Here is a 23,630-nt window from a genome sequence, read left to right on the forward strand (position 1 = left end):
CCCGGGGGCAGGCACCGCTACGGTATTACTCGGCAGCCGGAGCTTCAGCGTCGGCAGCGTCTTCCTTGCCGTGCTTGGCGGTGACGATGGCGTCGTCGTGGTCCTTGCCCAGCGCCAGGGCCGGGATTTCCACGCCCTTCGGCAGCTTGATGTTGGACAGGTACACCACGTCGCCAGCGTTCAGGCCGCCCAGGTCGACTTCGATCGACTCCGGCAGGTCCTTCGGCAGGCAGCTGATGGTGACTTCCTTCAGTTCGTGGGTGACCACGACGTCGGCAGCCTTGCCAGCCGGCGAGGTGTCTTCGTTGATGAAGTGCAGCGGAACCGAAGCGGTCAGGGCTTCGTTCTCGTTCACGCGCAGGAAGTCCAGGTGCATGATCAGCTGCTTGAACGGGTGGCGCTGCATGTCACGCAGCAGCACGCGCTCGACCTTGCCATCCAGGTTCAGGTCCAGGATGGAGGCGTAGAACCACTCGTTCTGCTGGGCCAGCCAGATTTCGTTGTGGTCCAGGCTGATGGCGACCGGCTCGGCGGTACCGCCGTACACGATGGCCGGGATCACACCAGCGTGACGCAGGCGGCGGCTCGCACCCTTACGCTGCAGTTCACGCTTGGTGACCTTGATTTCATGGGTCTTCGACATTTTCGACTACTCAGGTTGTTGCCCTGCCTTGCGGCGTGGCGATTGAAGATGCTTCCGCGACCAGAAGCACCCGGGGTGTGTCCCCACCGTTGCCGGCGGGGACGAAAATCAATCGACGTACAGCGAGCTGACCGACTCGCCGAAGGCGATGCGGCGCATCGTTTCGGCCAGCATTTCCGCCACGCTCAGCTGGCGGATCTTGCTGCACACCCGCGCGGCGTCCTTCAGCGGGATGGTATCGGTCACCACCAGTTCGTCGAGCTGGGAATTGGTGATGTTGTCCACCGCCGGGCCCGACAGCACCGCGTGGGTGCAGTAGGCGGCGACCTTGAGCGCACCGCGCGCCTTCAGGGCAGCGGCAGCGGCGCACAGGGTGCCGGCGGTATCGACGATGTCATCGACCATGACGCAGGTCTTGCCTTCGACGTCACCGATGATGTTCATCACGGTGGAGACGTTGGCGCGCGGGCGGCGCTTGTCGATGATCGCCAGGTCGGCGTCGTCCAGGCGCTTGGCCACCGCACGGGCGCGGACCACGCCGCCCACGTCCGGCGAAACGACGATCAGGTTCTCTGTGCCGTAGGCGCGCCAGATGTCGGCCAGCAGCAGCGGGGACGCATACACGTTGTCCACCGGGATATCGAAGAAGCCCTGGATCTGGTCGGCGTGCAGGTCGACGGTGAGCACGCGATCAGCGCCAGCGGTGCTGAACATCTTCGCCGCCAGCTTGGCGGTGATCGGCACGCGCGAGGAACGCATGCGGCGATCCTGGCGCGAATAGCCGAAGTACGGCACCACGGCGGTCACGCTGGCCACCGATGCGCGCTTGAGCGCGTCGATCAGCACCAGCAGTTCCATCAGGTTTTCCGCGCTCGGCGCGCAGGTCGGCTGGATCACGAAGACGTCCTGCTTGCGCACGTTCTCTTCGATTTCCACCTGCACTTCACCATCGGAGAAGTGCGAGACCAGCGCCTTGCCCGGGCGAACCCCCAGTTCCTTGCAGATGTTCTGCGCCAGACGTTTGTTGGCGTTGCCGGAAAAGACCAGCAGGTTCGGGGACTCTTGCATCATGATTGTCTCGGGCGGGGACGAGTGGCGGGGATCCGGTAGCGGCAGGCACCGCTGCGGCCCCTGCTGCTTACAACACCGCGGTTGTTTCCACGTCCCGCGCGGTCGATGCGCTGGATGGCGCGGACACAGCCGCATTGGCAGGGGCGGGAGGATTCGAACCTCCGAATGCCAGGATCAAAACCTGGTGCCTTGGGCCTCTTGGCGACGCCCCTGCATTGATGAATCAGTGTTGCTCGAGTGCATCCAGCAGTGGCGAACGTGCAACGCCCGCGGCCACCCTTGCCCGCAACTCCTTCGGCAACTTCGCTCGCCCCTGCTCTGCGGCAGCCTGCGAATCGAACTCGACGAAACAACCACTTCCGGACCCGGTCAAACGTGCCCTGCCGATACCGCTCAACGCGACAAGCACCGCCTCTACGGCAGGCTCGCGGCGGCGCAGCACCGGCTCGAACACGTTCCCGACCAGAGCGCCGGAAGCGAAGTCGTCTATTTTCGCCTGTGGGCAGTCGCGCGTCAAATCCGGATCCGCAAACAGCGCCGGGGTGGGAACATGAACGCCGGGTTCGGCGATGACATACCAGGCCGGCGGCAGCGTAATCGGCTGCAGCTGCTCGCCCACCCCTTCGGCCCAGGCATTGCGCCCGCGCACGAAGACCGGCACATCGGCGCCCAGGCGCAGGCCCAGGGCCGCCAGCGCGTCCTCCTCCAGGCCCGCGTTCCAGAGCCGGTTCAGGACCACCAGCACGGTGGCCGCATCGGACGAACCGCCGCCGAAGCCGCCACCTGCTGGAACCTGCTTTTCAACGATGATGTCAACACCTTGCGCGACATTGACCGCTTCTTTCAGCAGCCGCGCGGCACGCACGGCCAGATCGTCGGCCTCGGCCACACCGGCCAGGCCGTCGCCCTGGCGGCGGACCTGGCCGTCGCTGCGCAGGCGCAGGCCGATGCGGTCACCCCAGTCCAGCAGGCGGAACACGGTCTGCAGCGCGTGGTAGCCATCGGCGCGACGGCCGGTGATGTGCAGGAACAGGTTCAGCTTGGCCGGGGCCGGCCACCAGGACCAGCCCGCGTCGTCCTGCGCAGCGCTCATGGCGCGCCCTGCCCCCACTGGTCGACCAGCAGGCGGACCTTGGCATCGCCATTGGCCGCTTCGATCCGCCGCGGCAGGGCCGGGCGCTCGCCTTCGGCCGGGTACCAGTCCAGGTACTGCACGGTCCAGCCCATCTGCTGGATCCGCCGCGGACGGCCATCGGCATCGCGCTCGACCTTGTCCACGGCAGCGCTGCCGTCGGCCACCAGACCGCGCACCCAATCGGGCAGCTGGTTGACCGGAATCTGCCAGCCGGTGGCGTCCAGCAGCAGCTGCTGGGCATCGTCGCCTCCACGCGGGCCACCGGCCAGCCCTTCCAGGCGGCCGCCGCCGGACTGCGCATCGCCGCTCAGCTTCCAGCTCTGGCGGGTGACCGGCGCGCTCAGTTCAACCACGTAGCGGCGGCTTTCCTGCTTCCAGTCGATGCGGCCACTGCCGCCGTCCTTGCCCTTGCTGACCGCGACCCGCCCCTGGAATGCCCAGTCGGCCTGTTCGCGCAGGGCGCCCACACGGGCTGCTTCGGCCTCTGCGGCGGCGGCCGAAACCGTCTCGACCACGGCCGGGGCCGGGGTCTTCTGCGTGCCCACGCTGGTGCAGGCGCTCACCGCCAGGGTCGCGGCCGCCAGCAGCAGCGGCCGGATGAAGGAAACACTCATGGATTGAATTTCTCGCGGGCGCGCAGCAGCGCGCGGTTTTCAGGGTCGAGCTTGGCCGCTTCCTCGAAGAAGTGGCGGGCTTCGTCATGCTTGCCCAGTACCCACAGCACTTCGCCCACATGGGCGGCGATCTCCGGATCGCGGGCCAGGGTCCAGGCACGGCGCAGCTGCACCAGCGCCTCTTCGTTGCGGCCCAGGCGATACAGTACCCAGCCATAGCTGTCGACGATGGCGGCGTTGTCCGGCTCGGCCACGCGTGCGCGGTCGATCAGTTCCAGCGCTTCCTGGAAGCGCCCTGTGCGGTCGGCCAGGGTGTAGCCCAGGGCGTTCAGCGCCGGCACGTTCTCCGGTTCGGTCACCAGGATCTTGCGCAGGTCGGCCTCGGCTCGGGCGATGTCGTCGCGCCGCTCCCAGGCCAGTGCGCGGGCGTACAGCAGGCCGTTCTCGTCCGGGTAAGCCGCCAGGCCGCGGGCCAGCGCGTCCAGCTCGCCGTTCAGGTCGTCGGCGCGCTGGCGCAGTTCGGCTTCCAGCAGGTAGGCATCGCGGCGGACGTCGTCATCCACGCTGGCATCGGACTGGATGGCATGCACCTCGTCCAGCGCCAGTGACTGGCGCCCGGCCAGGCCCTGCGCGTTGGCCGCACGCAGGCGCGCCTCGCTCAGTTCCTCGCCACCGGGCACGCTGTGGTACCAGTTCACCGCCTCGGGGTAGCGCTTGAGGTATTCGGCAATTTTGCCCAGCAACAGGCGCTGCGCCGGATCGGGCTTGGCCGCCTGCCGCGACAGTTCGTTGTACAGGCCCGACAGCGCCGCGTTGTCGCCCTGCTTGGCCAGCAGCGAGGCACGCATGCCCCAGGTCTGCACGTCCTGCGGGCCGACGGCCAGCACCCGTTCGGCAGCGGCGGGCTGGCCCAGGCTGTCATAGGCGATGGCCACCGCATTGCGCAGTTCCGTGTCCTGCCGGGTCCTGGGCTCGACCTCGCGCAGCAGGGTCAGGGCCTGCGCGGTCTGCCCGGCCTGCTGCAGCTGGCTGGCGCGCAGCAGGGCCACGCGCGGCTCTTCGGGGAAGCGCTTGACCACTTCATCGATCATGCGCCGGGCCAGCTCGGGCTTTTCCATGCGCAGGGCCAGCCGGCCGAATTCCTGCCAGGCCTCGATCTTCTGCGGTATGGCGTTGGCATCGACCAGCTCGCCCAGCACCTGGGCCGGCACGGCTGGGTCGCGGCCACCGCCGATCAGGGCAGCCAGGGCGAACTTCCAGCCGCGCTCGTCGGGGTCGGCCAGCAGGGCCTGCAGTTCGGTCCGCGCGGCCTTCACGTTGCCCTGGCGCATTGCCAGTGCACCGGCGGCACTGCGCATGGACAGCGAGCTGGGCGCGCGCTGCTGCCACAGGGCCAGGCCCTTGGCGGCGCTGGAATCATCGTTGGCCAGCATGGAAATGCGGGTCGCGCGCTCGGCCAGGCCGGCATCGCCGGCGGTCTGCTGGGCGGCCTGCAGGTACCAGTGCGCGGCATCGGCGAGTTTGCCGGCCTGCAGGGCGAATTCACCGGCCATTACCGGTTCCAGCGCCAGCTGCTCGGTGGCCGCGGCCCGCACGGGAGCCTTGGCCGGCGCCGCCGCCAGCCCCTGACTGCAGGCCAGGGACAGCAACAGAACACTGGGGATGCGAATCAATGCGGGCATCGTCGGCATCGGGGCCTTAAAATGTCGTCCAATGGCCAGCAGCTTATCGCAAGCAACTGAACAATGACCCTGTGGGTGCTCGGACTGAATCACCAGACCGCACCGGTAGAGCTGCGCGAACGCGCGGCCTTCGCCGGTGACGCGTTGCCGCGCGCGCTCGGTTCGCTGCGCGACACCCCGCAGATCGCCGAGGCGGTGCTGCTGTCCACCTGCAACCGCACCGAGCTGTACGCGGTGGCCGACTCGCCGCAGGCACTGGACCAGTGGCTGCACAGCCAGGCTGGCGATCTGCAGGGCTATCTGTACAAGCACGCCGATGCCGATGCGGTCCGCCACCTGTTCCGGGTCGCCACCGGGCTGGATTCGATGGTGCTGGGCGAACCGCAGATCCTGGGCCAGGTGAAGGACGCCTGGTCCACCGCGCGCGACCACGGCCTGCTGGGCCAGCGCCTGGACCGGCTGTTCCAGCAGACCTTCTCGGTGGCCAAGCGTGCGCGCACCGATACCCAGGTGGGCGCCAATCCGGTGTCGGTGGCCTCGGCCGCCGTGCGCCTGGCGCAGAACGCGTTCGCCCGCCTGGATGATTCGACGGTGCTGCTGGTCGGTGCCGGCGAGACCATCGAGCTGGCTGCACGGCACCTGAGCGAGGGCAAGGTGCGCCGCCTGCTGATCGCCAACCGCACCCTGGCCCATGCGCAGGAACTGGCCAGCCGCCATGGCGGCGTGGCCCTGCCGCTGACCGAACTGGAACGCCATCTGGCCGAGGCCGACGTGGTGTTCTCGGCCACCGCCGCGCGCGAGCCGGTGATCCACCGCGAGATGGTGGCCAAGGCCCTGCGCGCGCGCCGGCACAAGCCGATGCTGCTGTTCGATCTGGCCGTGCCACGCGATATCGAAGCCGAGGTGGGCACCCTCAACGATGCCTTCCTGTACACCGTGGACGATCTCGAACGCGCGGTGGAAGACAACCGCCGCGGCCGCCGCGAGGCAGCCGCCGAAGCCGAGGCGATCATCGACCTGCAGGTCTCGCGTTTCGTCGAAACCCTGCAGGCCAGCGCCCACCAGGCCCCGCTGCGGCAGCTGCGCGCCTTCGGCGAGGCCACCCGCGCCGAACTGCTGGAACGCGCGCGCCAGCAGCTGGCCAATGGCAAGCCGGCCGATGAAGTGCTGGAACTGCTGGCCCATGGCCTGACCAACCGCCTGCTGCACCCGCCGACCGCCGCCCTGCGCGCGGCCGCGCTCAGTGGCGATGCCGATCTGACCCGCGCCGCCGAGCGCCTGTTCCCGGCCACGCCGGGTTACCGCCACCCACCCGTGAGACCCGATGACGCCGACCCTGCGCCGTAAGCTGGAAGCGCTGGCCGAGCGCCGCGAAGAACTGGAACGCCTGCTGGCCGAACCCGATGTGGTCGCCGACAACACTCGTTTCCGCGATCTTTCGCGCGAATTCGCCCAACTTGAACCGATCGCCATCGCCCTGGCCGACGAAACCCGTGCCAAGGCCGACCTGGCCGCGGCCGAAGGCATGCGTGCCGACCCCGACCTGCGTGAACTGGCCGACGAGGAAATCGCCGCGGCCCAGGCCCGCCTGCAGGAACTGGAACAGGAGCTGGCCCTGCTGCTGGTGCCGCGCGACCCGCGCGACGAGGGCAACCTGTTCCTGGAAGTGCGCGCCGGTACCGGCGGCGACGAAGCAGCGATCTTCGCCGGCGATCTGTTCCGCATGTACGCCCGCTATGCCGAACGCCAGGGCTGGAAGGTCGAGATCGAGTCGGACAACCCCGGCGAGCATGGCGGCTACAAGGAAGTGGTGGCACGCGTGGTCGGCCGCGGCGCGTTCTCGCGCCTGAAGTTCGAATCGGGCACGCACCGCGTGCAGCGCGTGCCGGCCACCGAATCGCAGGGCCGCATCCATACCTCGGCGGCTACCGTGGCGATCATTCCCGAAGCCGACGAAGTCGATGACATCGTGATCAACCCGGCCGACCTGAAGGTGGATACGTTCCGCTCCTCCGGCGCCGGCGGCCAGCACGTCAACAAGACCGAATCGGCCATCCGCATCACCCATGTGCCGACCGGCGTGGTGGTGGAGTGCCAGACCGAGCGCAGCCAGCACGCCAACCGCGACAAGGCGATGAAGCGCCTGAAGGCGCAGCTGCTGGACGCCGAGCGCCAGCGCCAGGATGCCGCGCAGGCCGAATCGCGGCGCCTGCAGGTGGGCAGCGGCGACCGCAGCCAGCGCATCCGCACCTACAACTTCCCGCAGGGGCGGATCACCGACCACCGCGTGGAAGGCCTGACCCTGTACGACCTGCCCAACATCCTGGCCGGCGACCTGGACACGTTGCTGCAGCGCCTGAGCCACGAGCACCAGGTGGACGCGCTGGCCCAGCTGTCGGCGGGCTGAGCCGATGTCGGCCTGGCAGCAGCGGCAGCAACTGCAGCAGGCGTTGGCCCGGCAACCGGGTGACTTCGTCGCCTGGGTGATGCTGGCCGACGTGGAACTGGAAGCCGGTGACATCGCCGCCGGTGAACAGGCCGCACGGCGTGCCCTGCAGCTGCGCCCCGACCACCCCGAAGCGCTGGCACGCCTGGGCCGCGTGGCCTGGATGGCCGGCGCCTTCGCCGATGCCGCCACCCTGCTGGGCCGCGCCGCCGCGCGGGCCCCGGAACACCCCGGCATCGCCCTGTGGCTGGGCCACGCACTGGAAGACGCCGACGATGCCGAAGGTGCGGCGGCCGCCTACCGCCGCGCGCATGCGCTGATGCCCGACGAACCCTATATCGCCGCCCAGCGCCTGGCCTGGCAGCGCCGCCTGTGTGACTGGCAGGGCGTGGACGCGCTGGCCGCGCAGGTGCGTGCTGCGGTTGCCAACCGCCAGGGCCTGGTCGAACCCTTCGCCTTCCTCAGCGAAGACGCCAGTGCCGCCGAACAACGCGCCTGTGCGCAGGCCCGCGCCACACGGGTGGCCGCAGCGGTGCGCCCGCTGCCGCCGCTGCAGGTCCGTGCCCGTGGCCCGCTGCGGATCGGCTTCCTGTCCAACGGTTTCGGCGCCCACCCCACCGGCCTGCTGACCGTGGCCCTGCTGGAGCAGCTGCGCGCCGACCCTGCACTGCAGCTGCACCTGTTCGCACTGAACCGCACCGATGGCAGCCGTCTCCGCCAACGCCTTCAGGCCGCCACACGCCTGCACGACGTGGCCGGCCAACGCCATGCCGAGACGGCCGCACACATCCGCGCGCAGGGCATCGACGTGCTGTTCGACCTGCGTGGCTGGGGCGGTGGCGGCGCGCCGGAAGTGCTGGCGATGCGCCCTGCCCCGCTGCAGCTGAACTGGCTGGCCTACCCCGGCACGTCCGGCGCACCGTGGCTGGACGCCGTGGTGGGCGATGCCTTCGCCCTGCCGCCCGCGCTGGAACCGCATTACAGCGAACGCGTACTGCGCCTGCCGCGTGCCTTCCAGCCATCGGACAACACCCGCGTGCTGGAACCGGCACCGACCCGCTCCGACTGCGGCCTGCCCGAACGCGGCGTGGTGTTCTGCTGCTTCAACAACAGCTACAAGCTCAACCCCCGCAGCATGGGCCGCGCCTTCGCCGTGCTGCAGGCGGTGCCGGGCAGCGTGCTGTGGCTGCTGTCCGGCCCCGGCCACGCCGACGCGCGCCTGCGCGCCGCCGCACAGGCGGCAGGCGTGGACCCGGCGCGCCTGGTGTTCATGGCCAAGCTGCCGCACCCGCAGTACCTGGCGCGCTACGCACTGGCCGACCTGTTCCTGGATACCCACCCGTACAACGCCCACACCACCGCCTCGGATGCGCTGTGGGCCGGCTGCCCGGTGCTGACCTGCCCCGGCGATACCTTCGCCGCACGCGTGGCCGGCAGCCTCAACCACCATCTGGGCCTGGCCCGGATGAACGTAGCCGATGATGCCGCCTTCATCGCCACCGCCCGCGCGCTGGGCAACGACCCCACGGCGCTGGCCGCACTGCGCGCCGAGCTGGCGCAGGCGCGCGAACGCAGCGGCGTGTTCGACATGGCCGGCTTTGCCGCGGACCTGTCGGCACTGCTGCAGCAGCTGGCCGGCGAGCACGGCTGGCAGGGAATGCAATGAGCGACAGCGCGGCCTTTGACCAGGTGCTGCCCCTGCTGCAGGCGGCGCAACGCGAAACCATCGACGCACTGCGGCAGCGCCCCGGCACGCCGGCCCTGCTGGAGCGCAAGCGCCAGCTTGATCGTGCGCTGGCCTGCCTGCAGTTGTGCGCACGGCATGCGATCGACGGCCGCGCACAGGTGACGGTGCTGCCGTGGGCAGGCGATGCCTTCGGCAGTTTCGGGGTGTTTGAACTGGACGAGGAAGGCCGGCCGGTACACGTCCAGCCCATGCAGCTGGACGATGTGCGGCTGGAACTGCTGCCCGGCGACCTGCTGGTGCAGGGAACCGGGCGCCCACCCGGCTAGCGCGCGCCGGCCTCCACACGCCATGACACGTCGCTGCGCTAGGCTCGGGATTCCTTCCAGCGTGGTGCAACGATGGGCAAGCTCAAGCGCAAGGAGTACGACGAACTGCTGCAGCCGCTGCAGCTGGAACTGACCGCGATGGCGCGCTGGGTGCAGCACAGCGGGCAACGCCTGCTGGTGCTGTTCGAAGGCCGCGACACCGCCGGCAAGGGCGGCGCGATCCAGGCCATCAGCCAGCATCTGAACCCGCGCCAATGCCGGGTGGTCGCCCTGCCCAAGCCCACCGACCGCGAATCGACGCAGTGGTATTTCCAGCGCTACGCCAGCCACCTGCCTGCCGCCGGCGAGATCGTGCTGATGGACCGCAGCTGGTACAACCGCGCCGGCGTGGAACGGGTGATGGGCTACTGCAGCAAAGCCGAGTACCAGCAGTTCCTGCACCAGGCACCGGTGTTCGAGCAGCTGCTGGTGGATGACGGCATCCTGCTGTTCAAGTACTGGTTGTGCGTGGACCAGGAACAGCAGGAGAAGCGCTTTGCCGAGCGCCACAGCGATCCGCTGAAGGGCTGGAAGCTGTCACCGGTGGACCTGAAATCGCGCAGCAAGTACAGCGCCTACACCGAGGCACGCGAAGCGATGCTGCGGGCGACCCATCGCGATGCAGCGCCGTGGACGCTGGTGGATTTCAACGACCAGCGGCTGGGGCGGTTGTCGCTGGTGCGCAATCTGCTGGACCGGTTGCCGGATACGCGGGTGGATGAGCCGGTGCTGGATCTGCCGAAGTTGAAGGGCAAGCTGCATGTGGAGCACTACGACGTGCTGCGCCCGATCGAGGATTTCCCGGTGAAGGATTGAGGTTGTTCGGCAGGGCTGCGCCCTGCACCTGCTCAATGCAACGTCAACTGCAAAAGCCAAAGCGGCATTCCGTGGGATGGCGGGGCGGTGTGGGTGGTCAGGACACGCCGTAAACCCATCCATGGGGGCTCGATGGCGCCATCCATGGCGCCAACGGTCCTGTCCACCCACACCGCCCCACCTCTGACAGATCCCTGCGATCTGTTGGTGGTGCCGACCGTTGGTCGGCACATCTGTCAGATATCGATATTTGGAATTGGGTCGGAGCCCGGCTGGTAGATCCACGCCATGCGTGGATGAAATCTGTCAGACATCGAATGAACTCATCCACGCATGGCGTGGCTCTACTGTGTGACTCCGACCCAGTGCCGAACAACGGTCGGCACCCACCAAAGCAGAACGCCGCTCTGACAGATCGCGGAAAACTGTCTAAGGCGGGGTGGGTCCGGTTGAAGGGGCGTGAGCCGCATGGATGCGGCGACCGAGCTTACATGGACGTACTTGCAGCGTCCCCCTCAACCGGACCCACCCCGCCAACCCACGGAATGCCAGCTTTTGACGTTGATCTTGCTTCAGCAGGTGCAGGGCGCAGCCCTGCAAACAAAAAAACCTACTTCACAACAGCGATCTGCTGTTCGATGTCAGCAGCGGTCACCGGCCCCAGGAACGTGTGCGCGACCTTGCCCTTCGGGTCGATCAGGTGGGTCAACGGCAGGCCGCGCGGAATCGCGAAGTCGGCCGGCGGGTCGAACGGGTCCACGATCACCACCGGGTAGGTCACCGGGTGCTTGCCCAGGAACGACTGCATCTCCGGTGCTTCAATGTCTTCGTACGCCAGGCCCACCACTTCGATGTTGCTGCGCATCGCGTGCAGCGCCGACAGCTCCGGCATCTCCTTGCGGCACGGGGCGCACCAGGTCGCCCAGAAATTCACCACCACCCACTTGCCACGGTGCGCGGCCAGGTCGTAGTCGCTGCCGTCCACGGCCTTCATCTTCAACGTCGGGAACTCGGCGGTGGTGCGCTCGGCCGGGGTCTCTTCAACCGGTGCCGGGGCGGCCGCTGCCGGGGCCTGCGCCGGCGGGGCGCTGCTGGCCGGGGCCGGCTCCTGGGCGGGCTTGCAGGCGGCCAGGGCCAGCAGCAGGGCCAGCGGCAGAGCCTTCAACAACAACGGCGTGCGGTTCATGGGGTATCTCCGGAATCAGGGTAGATGTCGCTGACACGGCGCTTGAGGCGCTCGCGCAGCGGCAGGCGAAGCTCGTCCAGGGCCGCCAGCGCGGCCTGGCCCAGGCTGTCATCGCGGTAGGGCAGATACTGCTCGGCCACGGGAATGCGCAGCTGTGTCCATTCATACAGATCGGACAGACTGACCTGGTCCAGATCGCGCGCCAGCAGCCAGTCGCCGCTCTCGTCGCGGCGCAGCAGGCCATGGGCCTGCAGCTCGCACACCAGGTCCTGCAGCAGCGAATCGGTCAACAGCGGTTCCAGGCGCAGGATCTCATCGTCGGCCAGGCTCCTGCCCAGCGCGCGCGCCTGCTGGAAACGGCCAAGCAGGCGCAGCAGGCCGTAGAACTCGAAGCCCTGCGGCAGGCGCAGTTCCACCGGCTGGTAGCGGAAGGCGGCCATCGACGAGGCCAGCGACGCCCCCAGCAGCACCGCCACCCAGCACAGGTAGATCCACAACAGCAGGATCGGCACGAAGGCGACCGTGCCATACAGCTTCTGGTAGGACTGGAAACTGCCCAGGTAGGCGCCAATGCCCCACTTGATCAGCTCCAGCAGCACCGCCGCCAGCACCGCGCCGGGAATCGCATGCCGCCACTTCACCGTGTGGTGCGGCACCACGCGGAACATCAGCATGATGCAGACGAACTCGATCAGCACCGGTGCCAGCCGCAGCGAGATGTCGGCCAGCCAGCGGCCCTCCTGGGTGCCGAACAGCGGCATCGCGAACACCCGCGCCGACACCGCCAGCGAAGCGGCGGCGAGCATGGCGCCCAGGGTCAGCACGGTCCAGTAGACCAGGAAGCGGGTCAGCTTGGGCCGTGTGCTGCCCACCCGCCAGATCTGGTTGAAGGTTTCTTCCACGCTGTTGAGGGTGATCAGCAGCGAGACCACCAGGGCGATGAAGCCGGCGGCGGTGAGCTGGCCGGCACTGGCCGAGAACTGCCGCAGGTAGCCTTCGGCCGCGCGTGCGGCGCTGGGCACGAAGTTGGAGAACACATAGTCGCTGAGCTGGTCGCTCCAGCGGTCGAACACCGGGAAGGCCGACAGCACGCCGAACACCACGATCGCCAGCGGCACCAGCGCGAACACGGTGGTGTAGGCCAGCGCCGCCGCCGCCTGGAACAGGCGGTCGTCGAGGAAGCGGCGCCAGAGGAAGCGGCCGAAGCTGGCGGCACGTGCGCGATCACGCGCGCGCTCCATCCACAGGTTGAGCGTATCCAGAGGTTCCATCGGCGCAAGGGTACCCGATGCGGAATCGATGCAGGATAGCCATACTGGCATCCACACGATGAGGAGACCTGGGCGCGATGGGCGAGATTCTGGTGCTGTACTACAGCCGCGGCGGTTCGGTGGCACGGCTGGCGCGCCAGATCGCGCGGGGCATCGGCGAGGTGCCGGGCATGACCGCGCGCCTGCGCACGGTGCCGCCGGTGGCCGCAGTGACCCAGACCGCACAGCCGCCGGTACCCGATGATGGCGCGCCCTACGTAAGCGTGCAGGACCTGGCCGAGTGCCAGGGCCTGCTGCTGGGCAGCCCGACCCGCTTCGGCAACATGGCCGCGCCGGTCAAGCACTTCCTCGATGGCCTGGGCGCCGAATGGGTGAACGGCACCCTGGCCGGCAAGCCGGCCGGGGTGTTCACCTCCACCGCCTCGATGCACGGCGGCCAGGAATCGACCCTGCTGTCGATGCAGGTGCCGCTGCTGCACCACGGCTGCCTGATCGTCGGCATTCCGTTCACCGAGCCGGCGCTGAGCCATACCACCAGCGGCGGTACGCCCTACGGCGCCAGCCACGTGGCCGGCGCGGCCGACGACCCGCAGCCCACGGAAGACGAAGCCTTGCTGGCCCGGGCACTGGGCCGCCGCGTGGCCGACATCGCCCAGCGGCTGGCCCGATGAACACCGTGCCGCGCACGGTCCTGCTGCTGGCCCTGCTGGGCCTGGCCGCGCTGTACGTGGGCTGGTTCATCAATGACAAGCACTGGCTGGCCACCCAGCTGGTGTTCACCGCGCCGCCGCTGGCACTGGCCATCGCCCTGCGCCTGGGCTGGCGCAAGGCCGGGTTCTGGGCCTCGGTGCTGGCCCTGGGCTGGTTCAGCCACGGCGTGATGAGCGCCTGGAGCCACCCGGAAACCCGCTGGCTGGCCCTGATCGAGATCGCCCTGGCCCTGCTGGTGATCTTCGCCGCCAGCGTGCCGGGGCTGCGGGCGCGCTTCAGCAAGCGACGCTGACGCTGCGGCCGCCGGGCCTTATCATCTGTGTTCCCGGCCCCGCGCCGCTGTACCTGTCCTGGTTTCGCGCATGCACATGATGGAAGAGCTCCTGGTCGTCACCACCGGTGGCACGATCGACAAGATCTACTTCGACGACAAGTCGGACTACCAGATCGGCGACCCGCAGATCGGCATGATCCTGCGCGAGCTGGGGGTGACCTTCCGTTTCAACGTGATCCCGATCCTGCGCAAGGATTCGCTGCACATCAACGATGAGGACCGCGAGCTGATCCGGGCCACGATCGCTGCGCAGCCGACCCGCCATGTGCTGGTCACCCACGGCACCGATTCGATGGTGCAGACCGGCCAGGTGCTGGCGACGATCCCGGACAAGACCATCGTGATGACCGGTGCGCTGAGCCCGGCACGCTTCCGTGGTTCGGATGCGGAGTTCAACATCGGTTGTGCGATCGGTGCGGTGCAGTCGCTGCCGACCGGGGTGTACATCGCGATGAACGGCCGCATCTTCGACCCGCAGCACGTGCGCAAGAACGTGGCGGCGAACCGGTTCGAGTCGGTCTGAGGTTTTACGGCGCGCTGTCGCGCGGATGGATTCGGCGTTTCGGTGGCTGCTGGGTTGAGGGGATGATCCCCCCGCCCATGAAAAAAAACGCCCCGGCCTTGGCCGGGGCGTGCCCATGGAGAGGGGCTTGGGCTCAGTATTGGGCGTTGAGGGTCACGCCCGAGAAGGTGCTGTAGGCCTTCACCCGTACGTGCCAGGTGCCGGCGGCGGGGCTGTTGATGGTGCAGGTTTCAGCATTGCCACTCAGGTACGGGCGGCAGGTGTAGGTGGTGTCAGTCGGGGCGCTGCCCTGGCGGACGTAGAGGTCGGCGTCGCCGCTGCCGCCGCTGATCGCCACGCGCAGCTGCGAGCTGCCGGCCGGGACGGTGACGGTGTAGCTGAGCGAGGCACCGCTGGCGGCACCCAGGCCGGTCACCGGCACGTTGTTCTGCAGCACGGTGCCACCCGGGTTCGGGGTGCCGCCACCGCCGTTGATCGCGGCGGTCACGGCCGCGTCGGCGTCGATGATGCCGGCGCCGCAGCCACCGGAGCAGGCGCCCGGCAGCGGGCGTGCGGTGCTCTTGATGATGCTTTCCACCTGCGCCGGGCTGAGCGCGGTCGGGGCCACCGACTGCATCAGCGCGATCACGCCGGCCACATGCGGGGCCGCCATCGAGGTGCCGTTGTACGACGCGTAGGTCGCGCTGCCCGGGGTGGTGGTGCCGGTATTGAGCGTGGACAGAATGCTCTGGCCCGGTGCGGAGATGTCGATGCCGGTGCCGTAGTTGGAGAAGCTGGCGCGGGCGCCGGCCGAGGTGGTCGCGGCCACGGCGATCACGTTGGCGCAGTTGGCCGGCACCGACGAGGACACATTGGTGTTGCTGTTGCCGGCGGCGACCACGACCGTGGTGCCACGGCTGACCGCGCCGTTGATCGCGTTCTGGTAGGTGGCCGAGCAGCTGCCACCTCCGCCCAGCGACATGTTGATGACCTCGGCCGGGTTGGCATTGGCCGGTACGCCGCTGACGGTGCCGCCGGATGCCCAGACGATGGCGTCGGCGATGTCGGAGGTATAGCCGCCGCACTTGCCGAGCACGCGCACCGGCACGACCTTGGCGTTGAAGGCGGTACCGGCCACGCCGGTACTGTTGTTGGTCACCGCGGCGACGGTGCCGGCCACGTGGGTGCCGTGCCAGCTGGAGTTCGATGCCGGAATGCCGGTGCCGCACTCGTTGGCGGCGTACCAGTCGCCTTCATCGTTGGGGTTGCTGTCGCGGCCACCGCCATCGCGCGCCATCGCTGCATCGCTGATGAAGTCGTAGCCGGGCAGGATGTTGGCGTTGAGGTCGGCATGGTTGGTGATGCCGGTATCGATCACCGCCACGACCACGCCGGTGCCGGTGGCCTTGTCCCAGGCCGGGCGCACGTTGATCGACGCGTTGGAGGTGCCGAAGCCCCACTGTTCGCTGAAGCGGGTGTCGTTGGGCGTCAGCGTGGCGCGCATCAGCTGGTCGACTTCCACGTATTCCACGTTCGGGTCGGCGGCGAGCTTGCGCATCAGCAGCTCGGATTCTGCCTGGTCCAGCGGACGGTCGGTCCTGACCAGGGTCGGGCCGACCGCCAGCTTGCGGACCTGCTGCAGGCCCAGCGCGCGGCCCTGGCTGCTGGCCAGGCCGGCGGCGGCGGTCTTCAGCGAGGACGCCAGCGCGGTGGTGTTGGCCACCGGCGCGCTGCCGTCGCGGTATTTGACGATGAAACGCTGGTGCGTCGGCGCGGACTGCAGCCCGCTGAGCTGCACATCACCGGCCAGCGCAGGCGTGGCCAGCAGCAACGATGACAGGACGGACGCACCAAAAACCACCCACACTCGACGCACACGCGGTTGCGTAACCTGGGACATCTGATTTCCCTTTCTAAAGTGGTGTGAATGCCGGAATCGGCAGAAACACCGGCCCGAACCGAAGGCTGGGATGCAATGGCGCAGTTCGATGACCGGTGAGCCAGCGGATTCCCCTGTCGATCCGCCGTGTTGATGACGCTAATGGCCAAAACCGGACACGACAAGATTTTCAGCGTCTTTTCAGCAAGATGAAATGTCTGATCTGAGACTTTCCGGGTCGAGGGTTTGTGAAGGTGAAGAACTTTCGCTTGACCTGCACAGACCTGACTGGGTCATCACGTGTCCGGCGATGACTGTGCCGACATCGGCGTCCGCCCCTGGGGGGCGAAACGCAGAAAGCCCGTCACGGGGACGGGCTTTCCGGTGAAGCAGTCGAGCATGGCTCGACGCTACGGTTTCACTGCAGGTCGAGCATGGCTCGACTCTACGGTTTCACTGCAGGTCGAGCATGGCTCGACGCTACGGTTGCAGTGCGGGCGATCAGCCCAGCTTGACCAGCCAGTTGTGGCGGTCCGGCAGGCGGCCGTACTGGATGTCGGTCAGTTCCTTGCGCAGCGACATGGTCACTTCGCCAGCCGGGGCGTTGATGTCGCCCACCGAGAAGCCTTCACCCTTCAGCTGGCCGATCGGGGTCACCACCGCGGCGGTGCCGCAGGCGAACACTTCGGCGATGTCGCCGGAGGCCACGCCGTTCTTCCACTCGTCGATGGTCACCTTGCGCTCTTCGACCTTCATGCCACGGTCGCGGGCCAGCTGCAGGATGCTCTCGCGGGTGATGCCTTCCAGGATGCTGCCGGACAGTTCCGGGGTGACCAGGGTGCCGTCCTTGTAGACCAGAAAGACGTTCATGCCACCCAGTTCTTCCAGGTACTTGCCTTCGACCGGGTCCAGGAACAGCACCTGCGAGCAGCCCTGTGCCTGCGCCTTCTGCTGCGGCAGCAGCGAGGCGGCGTAGTTGCCACCGCACTTGGCCGCACCGGTGCCGCCCTTGGCCGCACGCGCGTATTCGGTGGACAGCCAGATCGACACCGGGGCCACGCCCTTGGCGAAGTACGGGCCGGCCGGGCTGGCGATGACGTAGTAACCGGCCTTGTGCGCGCCGCGCACGCCCAGGAAGGCTTCGTCGCCGATCATGAACGGACGGAAGTACAGGCTGGACTCATCGGCCGACGGCACCCACGCGCTGTCCAGCGCGATCAGCTGCTTCAGCGATTCGACGAAGATCTCCACCGGCAGCTCCGGCAGCGCCAGGCGCTGCGCCGAACGCTGCAGGCGGCGGCCGTTGGCATCGGGGCGGAAGGTCCAGATCGAACCGTCGGCGTGGCGGTAGGCCTTGATGCCTTCGAAGATTTCCTGGCCGTAGTGCAGCACGGCCGCGGCCGGGTCCAGCTGCAGCGGGCCGTAGGCGCGCACGTTGGCGTTGTGCCAGCCGGCATCCTTGTCCCAGCGCACTTCCACCATGTGATCGGTGAAGTGCAGGCCGAAGCCCGGCTTCTCCAGGATCTGGGCGCGCTCTTCAGCGCTGCGCGGGTGGTCCGAACGGGTGACGGCGAAGCTGGGAATGGACTGGGACACCGGAGGATTCCTGTTCTGGTTGCGGGTAGTGCCGGGCCCGCGTCACTGCGGGCCGTGGGTCAAAGCATGCCGGTTTCGAGCCGGGCGGCCTCGGACATCATGTGCTGGTTCCACGGCGGGTCGAACACCAGCTCGACGTCGGCCTGGGCCACCGTCGGGATCATTTCGAGCTTGCTGCGCACGTCATCGACCAGGATGTCGCCCATGCCGCAGCCCGGTGCGGTCAGGGTCATCTTGACGTCGATCTCGCGCTGGCCCTCGTCCAGATGCTTGATCTCGACTTCGTAGACCAGGCCCAGTTCGACGATGTTCACCGGAATTTCCGGGTCGAAGCAGGTCCGCAGCTGCTGCCACACCAGCTGTTCCACCTGTTCATCGGTGGCATCGGCGGGCAGTTCCAGCGGGGCCGGTGCCTCCTTGCCGATGGCGTCGCCGTCCTTGCCAGCGATGCGGAACAGGTTGCCTTCGACGAACACCGAATAGCTGCCGCCCAATGCCTGGGTGATATAGCCATAGCTGCCGGCGGGCAGGGTCACGGTGTCGCCCTGCGGGACCATCACGGCCTCGCAATCGCGTTCGAAGTGGACAGGTTCGCTGCTACGGGAATACATGGGGACCGATATGGGGCCGCGGCCGAAGCCACGCAAGAAGGCATTCTAGCCCAGCCGCCCTGCCCCCGCCGGTGCACTGCGGCAAACCACAGTATCCTGTGGGTGTCCTTCAGGAAGCTTCGATGTCCTCCAATGCCGCGCGTGCCAGGACCGTCACCTGGCTTTGGCCCTTCATGTTGCTGCTGGGCCTGGTTGTCGCTCCGATGCTCTGGGTGCTGCTGGCCCTGATGACCGGCCGCCAGGTCGGCTGGATGGCGGTGCTGACCGCCCTGGAACTCACGTTCATGCTGCGCCTGGGCACGCTGGGGCCCGGCCGGCTGCGCGTGGTGCTGGTGGTGCTGGGCACGCTGCTGGTCAGCGGGGTGGCCTACTGGTGCATCGCCAGCGCCTGGATGGGCGGCTCGATCGGGCTGAGCCCGATGGACGCCGCACTGCGCATGGGCCCGCACCTGGCCTGGACCCTGACCAGCCTGGCCAACGGCGCGGCCGAGTGGATCTGGCTGGCGGTGGCCGTGGTCGTGGGCGCCTGGCTGGCGCGCTGATTCCCATTACATGGGGTCGGATCCCTTTCCTGCGGAAAGGGATCCGACCCCGGCTTTCAATGCCCGCCGTCGAGCGCCTTCAGTTCGCTCACCAGCGACGCCGCGGCTTCGGCGCCATCGCCGTACAACATGCGGGTGTTGTCGGCGTAGAACAGCGCATTCTCGATGCCGGCAAAGCCGGTGCCCTTGCCGCGCTTGATCACCACCACGTTGCGGGCGTTGACCACGTCCAGCACCGGCATGCCGTAGATCGGGCTGGCCGGGTCGGTGCGCGCCACCGGGTTGACCACGTCGTTGGCACCGATCACCAGCACCACGTCGGTGTTGGCGAATTCGGGATTGATGTCGTCCATGTCGGCGATCAGGTCGTAGGGCACGCCCGCTTCGGCCAGCAGCACGTTCATGTGCCCGGGCATGCGCCCCGCCACCGGGTGGATGGCGAATTTCACCTTTACCCCGCGCTGGCCCAGCCGCTGCGCCAGTTCCCAGATCTTGTGCTGGGCCTGGGCCACGGCCATGCCATAGCCGGGCACGATCACCACGCGTTCGGCGAAGGCCATCATCGCGGCCACGTCGGCCGCATCGATCGGCTTCTGCGACCCGCTGATCGCCTGCGCTTCGCCCGCCGCACCGCCGCCGAAGTTGGAGAACAGCACGTTGCGGATCGGCCGGTTCATCGCCTTGGCCATCAGCCGGGTCAGCAGGATGCCGGCCGCGCCGACCATCATGCCGGCAATGATCAATGCCTCGTTGCCCAGCACATAGCCCTCGAACGACACCGCCAGGCCGGTAAAGGCGTTGTAGAGCGAGATGACCACCGGCATGTCGGCACCGCCGATGGGCAGGGTCATCAACACGCCCAGGGCCAGCGCCAGTACGAAGAAGGCAACGATGGACCAGGTGCTGAGGGTGCTGGCGGCGATGATCGCCAGCACCACTACGGCCAGCGCCACCAGAAGGTTCAGCGCCTGCTGGCCGGGCCAGGTGACGCGCTTGTCCAGGCGCCCGTCGAGCTTGGCCCAGGCAATGACCGAGCCGGACAGTGACACCGCACCGATGGCCGCACCCACCACCGCCAGCAGCAGCACGGTAGCCGAGGGCTGCCGCGCGGCCAGGTCGGCCAGCGCCTGCGCGCTCCAGTGGCTGGTATCGCGGTTGGCCAGGAAGGCGTAGCGCAGCAGCTCCACCGCACCGATGGCCGCGGCCGAACCGCCGCCCATGCCGTTGTACAGCGCCACCATCTGCGGCATGTCGGTGACGGCGACCTTGCCGGCCGACCACCAGGCCAGGCCGGCGCCCAGCAGCAGCGCCACCAGGATCAGCGGCACGTTGTGCAGTTCGGGCAGGAAGAAGGTGGCCACGGTGGCCAGCAGCATGCCCAGCCCGGCCCAGCGGATGCCGCTGCGCGCGGTCAGCGGTGAGGCCATGCGCTGCAGGCCCAGCAGGAACAGGGTCGCGGCCACCAGGTAGCTGGCCTTGACCAGCCAATCGAGCAGTTCGACGGTGCTGATGTTCAAGCCTGCGGCTCCTTCGGTTCGTCCTTGCCGCCCTTGGGCGCGCTCGGCTTGAACATTTCCAGCATGCGCGCGGTGACCACGTAGCCGCCGGCGGCGTTGCCGGCACCCAGCACCACGGCCAAGAAGCCCAGGGCTTTTTCCATCGGTGTCTGCGCGTGGCCCAGCACCACCATCGCGCCGATCAGCACGATGCCATGGATGAAGTTGGAACCCGACATCAGCGGGGTATGCAGGATGACCGGCACCCGCGAAATGATCACGTGGCCCGCGATGGCGGCCAGCATGAAGATGTACAGCGCCACGAACCCGTCACTCATCGGCAACGCCTCCCGCTCTGTCTTCGTCGCCCCATCATAACCACGGGCTGAACCCGGCGCGCGCCCCGGTCAACCAAAGCGGCGCTCACGCGTTGTCGATGGTGACCCCGAGCGAGGAACCGTACCCTGTGCTGGTGAGCAGCCCCCTCCCCCCGACCGCCGATGCCGACGCCCTGCCGGCGTCGCTGGAAGCGTTCCTGGCCAGCGTCGGCCCGCGCGCCTTCCGCTTCGCCGAGGCCGGCCTGCGCCAGCGCGAGGATGCGCTGGACGCGGTACAGGACGCCCTGCTGCGCATGCTGGACTACGCCGACAAGCCGGCCGCCGAATGGGCGCCGCTGTTCTGGAGCATCCTGCGCCGGCGGGTGATCGATGTGCAGCGCCGGCGCCGCTTCCGCCTGCCGTTCTGGCGCGACAACCACGATGCCGACGGTGCCGACATCGACTGGGCCGACCCCGGCCCGGACCCGGCACAGGCGCATGAGCAGCGCCAGCAGTACCAGCAGCTGGTGCAGGCCCTGCGCACCCTGCCCGCCCGCCAGCGCGAAGCCTTCACCCTGCGCGTGCTGCAGGACCTGGACGGCGCCACCACCGCCCGCGCCATGGGCTGCAGCGAAGGCGCGGTAAAAACCCATCTGGCACGCGCCCGACAGGCGCTGCAGGATTACCTGGAGAACCACCCGTGAACCGCCCAATGCCTTCCGATGACGCCCTGCGCAGCCTGCACGCGCAGTCGCTGCAGGCCCTGTCGCCGGCCACGCTGGCGCGGTTGCGCCAGGCCCGCCACGGCGCCCAGGCCGCCCATCGCGGGCGCTGGCGCTGGTGGCTGGCCAGTGCCTGCTCGCTGGTGGTGGCGCTGGGCATCGGCGTTCAGTTCAGTGGCCTGGGGACCCATTCCGGGCCCGTGCCGGCGCCCACGGTGGCCGCGACAGAAGACAACAGCGCGCTATACGACGAAAATCCCGATCTGTACCTGTGGCTGGGCGACACCGACCTGGCGATGGAGTGAACCCATGTTGCGACGCCCCACCCTGCCCCTGCTGATCGCCCTGACCCTGCTGCCGGCCACGCCGGTGCTGGCGCAGGCGGTCGCCCCTGCCCCGGCGCCAGCGCCGGGTGCGACTGCAGCACCGCTGCCCGGCTGGGAACAGCTCAGTCCGGCCCAGCGTGAGGCGCTGCTGGCGCCCCTGCGTGACCGCTGGAACGGCGCCGATCCCGCGCAGCGCCAGCGCATGCTCTCGCACGGCCAGCGCTGGCAGTCGATGAGCCCGGAAGAGCGCGACAAGGCCCGCCGTGGCCTGCGCCGCTTCGAGCACATGAGCCCGGAACAGCGTGAGCAGGCCCGTGCCCTGTTCGGGCAGATGCGCACGCTCAGCCCGGCCCAGCGCGATGCGCTGCGCGAGCGCTGGTCGGACATGACCCCGGAACAGCGCAAGGAATGGGTGCGCGAGAACCCGCCGCCGGCGAAGCCGCGGTAAGGCCAGATTCAGTCCTTTGTAGAGCCGAGCCCACGCTCGGCTGCTTCATCGCGTCTGCGCAAGCCGAGCATGGGCTCGGCTCTACAACATGCGGGTCAGGTCACGCCTGCCAGCGTGTCTTTGCCAGCAGCTCGTCTTCCCAGTCGAAACCCAGCTGCCCGTCGCGGGCGAACAGGGTGACGAAGTTGAGCAGGTTGCGTGCGTACATTTCGCTGGCCTGGGTCGCCCCGCGGCTGGCCAGGCCCAGCGGGCCATCGATGGCGATGCCCTGGTGTTCGATGCACTGCCCCGGCTGGGTCAGCGCGCAGTTGCCGCCGCTCTCGGCGGCCAGATCGACGATCACGCTGCCTACCGCCATGCCCTCCACCATCGCCGCGGTGACGATGGTCGGTGCCGGGCGCCCCGGTACGGCGGCGGTGCAGATCACCACGTCCACGCCGCGCAGGTGGTCGGCCAGCCGGCGCTGCTGCTCGGCACGTTCCTCGTCGGTCAGCGCGCGTGCATAGCCGCCTTCGCCGGCCGCGCTCACGCCCAGGTCCAGGAAGCGCGCGCCCAGCGACTGGATCTGCTCACGGGTTTCCGGGCGCACGTCGAAACCTTCCACCTGCGCGCCCAGGCGGCGGGCGGTGGCGATGGCCTGCAGGCCGGCCACGCCGGCACCGATCACCAGCACCTTGGCCGGGCGCACGGTACCGGCCGCGGTGGTCAGCATCGGGAAGAAGCGCGGTGCGCGTTCGGCGGCGATCAGCGCGGCCTTGTAGCCGGCCATGCCGGCCTGCGAACTGAGCACGTCCATCGCCTGCGCACGGGTGGTGCGCGGCAGCTGCTGCAGCGGGAACAGCAGCAGCCGGTCATCATTGGCCAGCGCGGCCAGGGACGGATCGCTGGCCGGGGCCAGCAGGCCGACCACGCTGGCGCCCGGCTTGAGCTGGGCCAGCACCTGCGCCGGCGGCGCCTGCACGCACAGCAGGATGTCGATCTCGCCCCAGCGGGCGGCGTCGAACACCCGTGCGCCGGCATCGTCATACGCCGCATCGGGGAAACCCGCCGCCAGGCCGGCACCGGCTTCGTACCAGACGGTAATGCCCAGTGCCCCCAGCTTGCGCGCCGTTTCCGGCGTCAGCGCCACGCGCCGTTCGCCCGGCGCGGTCTCCTTCATCCCCAGCAACGCCACGGCCATGCAGGTCCCCGCTGATCGGTGAGTTTTCCCGATCCTAGCAGGCGGCCACC

General features: G+C 68.6%; 25 protein-coding genes and 1 tRNA gene. 12 read left to right on the top strand and 14 right to left on the bottom strand.

Annotation, left to right across the window (positions count from 1 at the left end; translation table 11 throughout):
* Positions 1-25: 25 nt before the first annotated feature.
* The 6 genes from ACM2ZB_RS11105 to ACM2ZB_RS11130 form a co-directional block, all read right to left on the bottom strand.
* Positions 26-643, bottom strand: a complete 618-nt coding sequence (locus ACM2ZB_RS11105) for a 50S ribosomal protein L25/general stress protein Ctc (protein ID WP_079220739.1) — start codon at positions 641-643, stop codon at positions 26-28.
* 108 nt (positions 644-751) lie between these two features.
* On the bottom strand, positions 752-1,711 hold the full coding sequence (locus ACM2ZB_RS11110) for a ribose-phosphate diphosphokinase (RefSeq protein ID WP_005415400.1): 960 nt from the start codon (positions 1,709-1,711) through the stop codon (positions 752-754).
* Positions 1,712-1,849: 138 nt separating this feature from the next.
* Positions 1,850-1,926, bottom strand: a tRNA-Gln gene (locus ACM2ZB_RS11115).
* Between the two features lie 11 nt (positions 1,927-1,937).
* Positions 1,938-2,807, bottom strand: coding sequence for a 4-(cytidine 5'-diphospho)-2-C-methyl-D-erythritol kinase (gene ispE / locus ACM2ZB_RS11120; protein ID WP_416058496.1), 870 nt, complete (start codon positions 2,805-2,807; stop codon positions 1,938-1,940).
* On the bottom strand, positions 2,804-3,463 hold the full coding sequence (lolB, locus tag ACM2ZB_RS11125) for a lipoprotein insertase outer membrane protein LolB (protein ID WP_313442525.1): 660 nt from the start codon (positions 3,461-3,463) through the stop codon (positions 2,804-2,806). The genes ispE and lolB overlap by 4 nt, the downstream gene beginning before the upstream one ends.
* On the bottom strand, positions 3,460-5,145 hold the full coding sequence (locus tag ACM2ZB_RS11130; protein ID WP_416058497.1) for a tetratricopeptide repeat protein: 1,686 nt from the start codon (positions 5,143-5,145) through the stop codon (positions 3,460-3,462). Before ACM2ZB_RS11130 ends, lolB begins: the two co-directional genes overlap by 4 nt.
* Before the next feature lie 63 nt (positions 5,146-5,208).
* On the opposite strand from ACM2ZB_RS11130, the gene hemA reads away from it, so the two are divergent.
* The 5 genes from hemA to ppk2 all read left to right on the top strand — a co-directional run bounded on the left by hemA (position 5,209) and on the right by ppk2 (position 10,459).
* Entirely contained in the window at positions 5,209-6,492 is a 1,284-nt protein-coding gene (hemA, locus tag ACM2ZB_RS11135; protein ID WP_416058498.1) for a glutamyl-tRNA reductase, read from the top strand.
* Positions 6,470-7,552, top strand: a complete 1,083-nt coding sequence (prfA, locus tag ACM2ZB_RS11140) for a peptide chain release factor 1 (RefSeq protein WP_416058499.1) — start codon at positions 6,470-6,472, stop codon at positions 7,550-7,552. Before hemA ends, prfA begins: the two co-directional genes overlap by 23 nt.
* A gap of 4 nt (positions 7,553-7,556) precedes the next feature.
* The gene (locus ACM2ZB_RS11145; protein ID WP_416058500.1) at positions 7,557-9,257 is read left to right on the top strand and encodes a tetratricopeptide repeat protein; all 1,701 of its coding nucleotides are present in this window, start codon (positions 7,557-7,559) and stop codon (positions 9,255-9,257) included.
* Positions 9,254-9,604, top strand: a complete 351-nt coding sequence (locus ACM2ZB_RS11150; protein ID WP_416058501.1) for a hypothetical protein — start codon at positions 9,254-9,256, stop codon at positions 9,602-9,604. Before ACM2ZB_RS11145 ends, ACM2ZB_RS11150 begins: the two co-directional genes overlap by 4 nt.
* Positions 9,605-9,676: 72 nt before the next feature.
* On the top strand, positions 9,677-10,459 hold the full coding sequence (gene ppk2 / locus ACM2ZB_RS11155; protein WP_416058502.1) for a polyphosphate kinase 2: 783 nt from the start codon (positions 9,677-9,679) through the stop codon (positions 10,457-10,459).
* A gap of 610 nt (positions 10,460-11,069) precedes the next feature.
* On the opposite strand, the gene ACM2ZB_RS11160 is transcribed toward ppk2, so the two are convergent.
* Positions 11,070-11,645 (bottom strand): TlpA family protein disulfide reductase, encoded by a 576-nt coding sequence (locus ACM2ZB_RS11160; protein ID WP_416058503.1) that lies wholly within the window; start codon positions 11,643-11,645, stop codon positions 11,070-11,072.
* Positions 11,642-12,916: a YihY family inner membrane protein gene (locus ACM2ZB_RS11165; protein ID WP_416058504.1), complete on the bottom strand. Its 1,275-nt coding sequence runs from the start codon at positions 12,914-12,916 to the stop codon at positions 11,642-11,644. The genes ACM2ZB_RS11160 and ACM2ZB_RS11165 overlap by 4 nt, the downstream gene beginning before the upstream one ends.
* A gap of 77 nt (positions 12,917-12,993) precedes the next feature.
* Between ACM2ZB_RS11165 and wrbA the strand changes: the two genes are divergently transcribed.
* From wrbA to ACM2ZB_RS11180, 3 genes are all read left to right on the top strand, one after another.
* Positions 12,994-13,587, top strand: a complete 594-nt coding sequence (wrbA, locus tag ACM2ZB_RS11170) for an NAD(P)H:quinone oxidoreductase (protein WP_416058505.1) — start codon at positions 12,994-12,996, stop codon at positions 13,585-13,587.
* Positions 13,584-13,919 (top strand): DUF2069 domain-containing protein, encoded by a 336-nt coding sequence (locus ACM2ZB_RS11175; RefSeq protein ID WP_416058506.1) that lies wholly within the window; start codon positions 13,584-13,586, stop codon positions 13,917-13,919. Before wrbA ends, ACM2ZB_RS11175 begins: the two co-directional genes overlap by 4 nt.
* A gap of 79 nt (positions 13,920-13,998) precedes the next feature.
* Positions 13,999-14,484 (top strand): asparaginase domain-containing protein, encoded by a 486-nt coding sequence (locus ACM2ZB_RS11180; RefSeq protein WP_197595432.1) that lies wholly within the window; start codon positions 13,999-14,001, stop codon positions 14,482-14,484.
* Positions 14,485-14,617: 133 nt separating this feature from the next.
* Here the strand turns inward: ACM2ZB_RS11180 and ACM2ZB_RS11185 are convergent, their stop codons facing one another.
* The 3 genes from ACM2ZB_RS11185 to sufT all read right to left on the bottom strand — a co-directional run bounded on the left by ACM2ZB_RS11185 (position 14,618) and on the right by sufT (position 18,549).
* Positions 14,618-16,363: a S8 family peptidase gene (locus ACM2ZB_RS11185; RefSeq protein WP_313439858.1), complete on the bottom strand. Its 1,746-nt coding sequence runs from the start codon at positions 16,361-16,363 to the stop codon at positions 14,618-14,620.
* A gap of 480 nt (positions 16,364-16,843) precedes the next feature.
* Complete coding sequence (locus ACM2ZB_RS11190; RefSeq protein ID WP_313439861.1) at positions 16,844-17,938, bottom strand: branched-chain amino acid aminotransferase; 1,095 nt, start codon at positions 17,936-17,938, stop codon at positions 16,844-16,846.
* A 59-nt stretch (positions 17,939-17,997) separates the two neighbouring features.
* The gene (gene sufT / locus ACM2ZB_RS11195) at positions 17,998-18,549 is read right to left on the bottom strand and encodes a putative Fe-S cluster assembly protein SufT (protein WP_416058507.1); all 552 of its coding nucleotides are present in this window, start codon (positions 18,547-18,549) and stop codon (positions 17,998-18,000) included.
* Positions 18,550-18,671: 122 nt separating this feature from the next.
* On the opposite strand from sufT, the gene ACM2ZB_RS11200 reads away from it, so the two are divergent.
* Positions 18,672-19,091 (top strand): hypothetical protein, encoded by a 420-nt coding sequence (locus tag ACM2ZB_RS11200; RefSeq protein WP_416058508.1) that lies wholly within the window; start codon positions 18,672-18,674, stop codon positions 19,089-19,091.
* Between the two features lie 56 nt (positions 19,092-19,147).
* On the opposite strand, the gene ACM2ZB_RS11205 is transcribed toward ACM2ZB_RS11200, so the two are convergent.
* Together ACM2ZB_RS11205 and ACM2ZB_RS11210 are read right to left on the bottom strand one after the other, a co-directional pair.
* Positions 19,148-20,608 carry an NAD(P)(+) transhydrogenase (Re/Si-specific) subunit beta gene (locus tag ACM2ZB_RS11205; RefSeq protein WP_416058509.1) on the bottom strand — a complete coding sequence of 487 codons (1,461 nt, stop codon included), beginning with the start codon at positions 20,606-20,608 and terminating at the stop codon, positions 19,148-19,150.
* A complete protein-coding gene (locus tag ACM2ZB_RS11210) occupies positions 20,605-20,925 on the bottom strand; it encodes an NAD(P) transhydrogenase subunit alpha (RefSeq protein WP_416058510.1) in 321 nt (106 codons plus the stop codon). The genes ACM2ZB_RS11205 and ACM2ZB_RS11210 overlap by 4 nt, the downstream gene beginning before the upstream one ends.
* A 98-nt stretch (positions 20,926-21,023) precedes the next feature.
* Here ACM2ZB_RS11210 and ACM2ZB_RS11215 point away from each other — a divergent pair, with 98 nt between their 5' ends.
* From ACM2ZB_RS11215 to ACM2ZB_RS11225, 3 genes are read left to right on the top strand one after another with little or no spacing between them, the layout of a single operon-like run.
* A complete protein-coding gene (locus tag ACM2ZB_RS11215) occupies positions 21,024-21,608 on the top strand; it encodes an RNA polymerase sigma factor (protein ID WP_416058511.1) in 585 nt (194 codons plus the stop codon).
* Complete coding sequence (locus ACM2ZB_RS11220) at positions 21,605-21,931, top strand: hypothetical protein (protein WP_416058512.1); 327 nt, start codon at positions 21,605-21,607, stop codon at positions 21,929-21,931. Before ACM2ZB_RS11215 ends, ACM2ZB_RS11220 begins: the two co-directional genes overlap by 4 nt.
* A 4-nt stretch (positions 21,932-21,935) precedes the next feature.
* Positions 21,936-22,400: a DUF3106 domain-containing protein gene (locus ACM2ZB_RS11225; RefSeq protein ID WP_416058513.1), complete on the top strand. Its 465-nt coding sequence runs from the start codon at positions 21,936-21,938 to the stop codon at positions 22,398-22,400.
* A gap of 100 nt (positions 22,401-22,500) precedes the next feature.
* Here the strand turns inward: ACM2ZB_RS11225 and ACM2ZB_RS11230 are convergent, their stop codons facing one another.
* The gene (locus tag ACM2ZB_RS11230) at positions 22,501-23,580 is read right to left on the bottom strand and encodes an NAD(P) transhydrogenase subunit alpha (protein WP_416058514.1); all 1,080 of its coding nucleotides are present in this window, start codon (positions 23,578-23,580) and stop codon (positions 22,501-22,503) included.
* Between the last annotated feature and the right edge of the window lie 50 nt (positions 23,581-23,630).

Source organism: Stenotrophomonas maltophilia, from assembly GCF_047782825.1.
Classification (GTDB): Bacteria; Pseudomonadota; Gammaproteobacteria; order Xanthomonadales; family Xanthomonadaceae; genus Stenotrophomonas.